Below are 4,690 nucleotides of genomic sequence, written 5' to 3'. Positions count from 1 at the left end.
CCGCCAGCCGACCGTGTTCCTGTACTTTTCCGATCACGGGGAATCCCCCTACACCGACGTCGGCCACGATTCATCCCGATTCCAGCACGAGATGTTCCGGGTGCCGTTCCTGATGTATTTCAATGCAGCTGCCAGGCAAGCCGACCCGGCCTTGTTCCAGACATTCGACCAGGCCAGCCAACTGGCCTGGCCCAGCGCCCTGGCCCAGGTGCCGGCCACCATCCTGCGCCTGCTGGGGTATCGGCTGGACAATGCGCCGCAGCCTTTCCAGGGCATCGGCCTGGATGACCCCACAACCCTGCCGCCTGTCGTCGTGCGGCGGCTGGCGGAAAACACCAGCGTGATCCGCAGCCATGGCAACACGCGCCTGGACCTGGCGCCGGCACAGGCCCAGGACCATACGGACCCAGCCACCACGCTTTGGCTGAATCAACGCCAGCAGCCAGGCCGATCAGTCCCGCCGCCCCTGTGCTACGACCAGACCAATACCTGGGCCAAGGCCGTGCGCGCCACCGCCGTCGCCAGCTGCCTGACCATCCCGATCGTCCTGCAACAGGGCGCGCTGGGTGTCGCCCCGACCAGTCCTGACGCGGCCTGGGGACTGGACGCCATCACGCGGCTCGCCGCCACCCGGTCATTGCAACTGGATGGGCAGGCCCTGCCCATCGAAGCCGCCTGCTCTGCCACCCAGGACTGGCTGCAGACCCGCCGACCGGATGGTTTGGCACCCGATCGCATCGCCCTGATTCTGGCCGACCCCGAACAAACCGATCCGCCGCCCGCCTGCCAGCCGCTGATCGATCAAGGCATCACTCTGATCCTGGCCGTGCCGGCAAGCGCACAAACCGGCGCCGACCCGTTCCAGTCCTGGCGGCAGACCGTCGCGCAGTGGCCGCAGCATTACCGGCTGGATTCCCCACCCGCGCCGGATCTCCGGCAGGCACTGGCCCGCTTGCCTGCCGCACAGTGGCATCTGGCCGGGGTGCCTGTCGATGCCCTGCCCTGGCCGCCCGCAGATGCTGCGGTTCCCAGCCCTGCCAGCCTGACGATCCGCACGGACTGGGATGCCAATTCATTGAGATGATCATCATCCCCATTAGTCGCCCCTGAACAATCCCCGCAACCCGCATAGATACTGGATTTCAGGGTGATTTCCGAATCAGTCGGCGGCGGAAATGCGCGGGATGCAGCAAAGGTTCGTTGCGGGATTCGTACATGGGGAGGACCGCCTGAATCAAATCAGGGACAGTCTACCCTAACGCGCCCCCCATCCCGTCAACACGATGCGCACGGTCTTGAACACGATCAGGATGTCCAGCCACAGCGAGAAATGCTTGATGTAGTAGAAATCATGCTGGATCTTGACCCGCGTCGCATCGGCATCCCCGGCGTAGCCCTGCATCACCTGGGCCCAGCCGGTGATGCCGGGGCGCACGACGTGGCGGTAGATGTAGAAAGGGATCTCGGCGTCGAACTGGTCCACGAACACGCGCTGTTCCGGCCGGGGGCCGATCAGGCTCATGTCGCCCTTCAGCACGTTCCACAGCTGAGGCAGTTCGTCCAGGCGGGTCTTGCGAATGAAGGCACCGACGCGCGTGATGCGGTCGTCGCCGTCGCAGGCCAGGCGCGCACCGTCGGCTTCGGCATCGGTGCGCATGCTGCGAAATTTGTAGATGCGGAAATCGCGGTTGCCCAGGCCCACGCGATTCTGCACGAACACAGCCGGACCGGGGCTGTCCAGCCGGATGGCGATGGCCGTGAACAGCATCAGCGGCAGGACGATCGGTGCGACGACCAGCACACCCACGATATCGATCAGGCGCTTGCAGACGGTATACAGCGGTGACGGCAGCAGGGTGCCGACCTCGTTTTCCGACAGGTGATCGATGCGCACCCGGCCAGTCAGGCCCTCTATTACCTGACGGATGTTGAACACGGGAATGTGCGCCAGAATGCACTGCGCCAGAAACCGTTCCCATTCCGGCGTCATGTGCGAACCGCGCAGATCGGCCACGATGGCGTCATAGCGTACCCCCGCCAGATCCGGCTGCGTCAGATGGCGGATTTCCAGGTTGGGCGTGGACTGCAGACTACAGGATGCATCCATGGGCAACACGGCGAATTTCAGCCTGCGGTAGCGACGGCCCATGAAATACCCCGCATAGCACCACAACAGACTCAATCCATACGCGGACAGCAGAACGGGGCGGGAATAGCCGCTGCGGCTGAAGAACAACAGCGCAAACGCCAGCAGGAACACCCCCGTGACGACCGGCGCAACGTGCGTCATGATGCCGCCGCCCGAAAACCGCGACAGGCGGCGCAGCACCAGGACGATGACCACGAACGACAGGCCCACCGCCCACAGCGTATTGACCCGCACCCCATCCAGATGACGCCAGAACACTGCCCCCCAGGACCAGACCGCAGGGGCCAGCAGCACAACGCACAGGCCTGCCAGCAGCTGGAACGGCATGCTCAACAGCAGGATTTCATACCAACGCGAATGACGGCGTTCATAACGGATCACCCCGTCATCTCCTTGCAGCCTCAAAGCATCTCCTTATGATCCACAGCCGCCGCATCCCACAGCCATTCGGACAAACGCGCATTGACCCGGCGCACGTCGAAACGGTCTTCGGCCAGGCGGCGGCTGGCCGCGCCCATGGATGCAATCCGATCCGGATCCTGCACAAATCGCAGCATGGCTTGCGCCAGCGCCTGCGCGTCCCGCACCGGCACCCGGTAGCCGTTCACACCGTCTTCGATGGTTTCCCGGCACCCCGGCGCATCGGTCGTAATCACCGGCCGCCCCATGGCCATGGCTTCCTGGGTGCTGCGCGGCACGCCTTCGCGCCAGGACGGCAGGACGAACACGCTGGCTTGCATCATCCAAGGCCGCACATCCACATGCCCCGGCCATTCCAGGACGCCCTCATCCACCCAGGACTGGACCTCCGCACGCCCCAGGCCACCCGGATTCGAATCCAGTCCGCCCAACAGCAAAAAGCGTGCATCCGGATACTGGCGGCGCACCTCCCGAGCCGCCGCCACGTATTCAACGATACCCTTTTCGCGCAGCAGCCGCGCCACCAGCAAGAAAGTGACAGGGGCACGCACCGGAGGCGAAGCTGCCCAGGTGTCCAGGTCCACCCCGATCCCGCCCAGCACCACGGCGCGATCAGCCGGCGCCAGACCGCGCTCCACGAATTCACGGCGATCATCCGGATTCAGGAAGATCACCCGATGCGCGCGCGACAGCGCCAGCCGGTACAGCCCGCCCACCACGCGGCGCAGGATCCGGCGTTTCCAGCCCAAGGGGCGATCCCCGTCGGTGAAGACAAAGCCCACGCCCTCGATCATCGCCACGCGGCGCGGCACCCGTGCCGCCCAGGCGGCCAGCGTGCCGTAGAGGACCGGCTTGGTCGAAAACGCAAAGACCACGTCCGGGCGCAGGCGACGCAGCAGGCGCGTCAGCGCCCAGGCATCACGCAGATCCCGCACGGGGTTCATGCCCGTGCGCTGCAAGCCGTAATCGATCGGCTCGGCCCCCAGGCGACGCACGGCGGCCCGGTCCTCGTCCCGATAATCGGGCGCCAGGCACCACACCCGCGCGCCGGAAGCGCTCAGGTCGCGGATCCAATCCCCGCGAAAATTCAGCAAGGATTCCGCATGATGGGCAATCAGGGCGATTGTCTTTGGCATACCGGGATTATCCACCCGCCCCATCCACGCGCAGACGGCGAACCGCCCTGTAAGCCAGGCATTGCGCGCAACGCACCACGGCCTTGATCTTGTCCACGAGATGAGGCTCCCTGCGAATCTGCCCGGCGTAGAACAGGAAAAACCCCCGGGGGTTACGCCGCAGATGTATCGAAAAGTTCCAAGTATACCCATCCTCCAGGTATTCGCATCGATAGACCGCGCGATCCAGATAGAACAGGATGGTCCCCAGGTCTCCGATCCGGTTCCAGGCGTACAGGTCCGGCACGAATTTTTCCCCTGGAATCACGGGAAACGGCGCCGCTGCCATGGCCTCGCGCCGGAAGACGTAGGCCAGTTCCCCCCGCACACGGCGGCCCGCCTCGGTCGGCGCGGCGGCCCAGGGCACGGGCAGGTCCGCGCAGGGCAGGCCCAGGATCCTTCCATGCGCATCGGTCTTGCGAAAACACAGGCCCACAACCCCCGCATCGTCCGCCACTGACGACAGGGCGGCCTTCACCACGCGCAGGGCATTGTCCGCCAGCCAGTCATCACTATCGACAATCAAGATCCAGCCGCCGCGCGCATGCGCGACCCCGGTGTTGACGGCCACATGCTTGCCACCATTGGCCTGGGACACGCACCGCACAGTGAACGGCGCACGCGCGGCACACTGGTCTACCAGCGCCGCTGTCCCGTCCGTGCTGCCATCGTCCACCACCAGCCACTCGAAATCTGTTTCATCCTGGCGCAACAGGCTGTCGAACAGGCGCGGCAGGGTATGCGCCCGATCATACGTCGGCGTCAACACGGTCAGCATGCCTCATTCCCCCGGTAGATCCCCAACCAATCCTCGGTCACACGACGGATGTCAAAACGATTGGCTACATAGTCGTCCCTGAAGAATTCATTTTCGCCGCATCAAGCCGGATTTCCGGCGCTCTGAGGCGTCCAATTCTGGCGGGGTAGCTCACCCCACCGGGTCAGA

General features: G+C 64.9%; 4 protein-coding genes. 1 reads left to right on the top strand and 3 read right to left on the bottom strand.

The features are described from left to right. On the top strand, nucleotides 1-1,084 hold a 1,084-nt coding region (locus RBR29_RS10600; RefSeq protein ID WP_320349130.1), incomplete at its 5' end, for a sulfatase-like hydrolase/transferase. A gap of 171 nt (nucleotides 1,085-1,255) precedes the next feature. Here RBR29_RS10600 and RBR29_RS10595 read toward each other — a convergent pair. From RBR29_RS10595 to RBR29_RS10585, 3 genes are read right to left on the bottom strand one after another with little or no spacing between them, the layout of a single operon-like run. After that, nucleotides 1,256-2,554 (bottom strand): sugar transferase, encoded by a 1,299-nt coding sequence (locus RBR29_RS10595; protein WP_320349128.1) that lies wholly within the window; start codon nucleotides 2,552-2,554, stop codon nucleotides 1,256-1,258. Beyond that, nucleotides 2,551-3,705 carry a glycosyltransferase family 4 protein gene (locus RBR29_RS10590; protein WP_320349126.1) on the bottom strand — a complete coding sequence of 385 codons (1,155 nt, stop codon included), beginning with the start codon at nucleotides 3,703-3,705 and terminating at the stop codon, nucleotides 2,551-2,553. Before RBR29_RS10590 ends, RBR29_RS10595 begins: the two co-directional genes overlap by 4 nt. Nucleotides 3,706-3,712: 7 nt before the next feature. Continuing rightward, nucleotides 3,713-4,522 (bottom strand): glycosyltransferase family 2 protein, encoded by an 810-nt coding sequence (locus tag RBR29_RS10585; protein WP_320349124.1) that lies wholly within the window; start codon nucleotides 4,520-4,522, stop codon nucleotides 3,713-3,715. Nucleotides 4,523-4,690 lie beyond the last annotated feature (168 nt).

This window comes from Castellaniella sp. (assembly GCF_034007085.1).
GTDB lineage: Bacteria > Pseudomonadota > Gammaproteobacteria > Burkholderiales > Burkholderiaceae_B > Castellaniella.
Note: the sequence above shows the minus strand (reverse complement) of the source record. Positions and strands in the feature narration are given on the sequence as shown.

Bases quoted from the DNA above. Each gene is read 5' to 3' on its own strand.
- RBR29_RS10590 (WP_320349126.1), bottom strand. From the start codon at position 3,705: ATGCCAAAGACAATCGCCCTGATTGCCCATCATGCGGAATCCTTGCTG.
- RBR29_RS10585 (WP_320349124.1), bottom strand. From the start codon at position 4,522: ATGCTGACCGTGTTGACGCCGACGTATGATCGGGCGCATACCCTGCCG.